Annotated in this window: 1 protein-coding gene; it reads right to left on the bottom strand. The window is 43.2% G+C overall.

The window, feature by feature from the left end; all coding sequences use genetic code 11:
- Positions 1–83 precede the first annotated feature (83 nt).
- Positions 84–1,116 (bottom strand): amino acid aminotransferase (locus tag B7C60_RS15420; protein WP_245869560.1); only part of this gene is annotated, 1,033 nt, incomplete at its 5' end.

Here is a 1,116-nt window from a genome sequence, read left to right as displayed (position 1 = left end):
GCAAGCACTCAATGTGCCAGAAAGTATACCTAGGATAAAAATTTTCCAGTGTGATTTCATTCATTCACCTAATCAAACATCAGTTAAGATACCTTAACTATCGCCTCTGCCACATAAGGAATATCTTGTTCGGTTAACCCTGCGATATTAATTCGACCATCAGCCACACCATATATTGCAAACTCTTCTCGCAATCGATGCATCTGCGCGGCACTAAATCCAAGCACGGTAAACATCCCTTGATGACTTTCAATAAAATCAAATTGTGACGTATTATGTTGATTTCTCAACTCATTACATAAGGTTTGACGCAAGTTTAACAAGCGGTGTTGCATGGTATTGAGTTCTTGTTTCCAAAGGGAGGTTAATGCCTCACTTTGTAATATGGTTTTCACCAATGCGGCACCGTGATCCGGTGGCATGGTGTAAGTCGAGCGTGCTAAGGTCAACATTTTGCCCCGAGCGTTCGCAATCTCCTGCCCGTTTTTTCCTAATACTATAGCAGCCCCTGTTCTTTCTCGGTATAAACCAAAATTTTTAGAGCAGGATGTGGTGATCAACATTTCCTCAACTTTTGCTGCCATATAGCGTAAACCGCTGGCATCTTCTTCGAGCCCACCACCGAAGCCCTGGTAGGCAATATCAACAAAAGGAGTAAAGCCTTGTTTAAGAGCTAACTCTGTAATTGCCTGCCAAGCAGAGAGATCAATATCGGCTCCTGTTGGATTATGGCAACACCCATGCAATAGCACGACATCTTTTGGCCCTGCATGAGATAAATCATCCAACATGCGTGCCACATCAACTAACTTAGTCTGTGGATTGAAATAAGCATAGTATTTAACCTTTAATCCTGCGGCTTCCATCACTGGTTTATGGTTAATATAACTAGGATTGGTTAGCCAAACGGTGGTTTCTGGTTGAGCGACCCGCATTAAATCACCAAGCATGCGTAAAGCGCCACTAGCTCCTGGGGTTTGAATTGAAGTCAGACGATCAAATACCGGCGTCTCCCCTAATACTAGCTTAGCGATGTACTGATTAAACTCTTCACAACCCGCTAATCCAACATATGACTTGGTGGTTTGTGTATTTACAACCATGGCTTGTGCCTGC

The organism is Vibrio fujianensis, from assembly GCF_002749895.1.
Taxonomy (GTDB): Bacteria; Pseudomonadota; Gammaproteobacteria; order Enterobacterales; family Vibrionaceae; genus Vibrio; species Vibrio fujianensis.
This window is presented reverse-complemented; position numbering and strand designations above follow the sequence as displayed.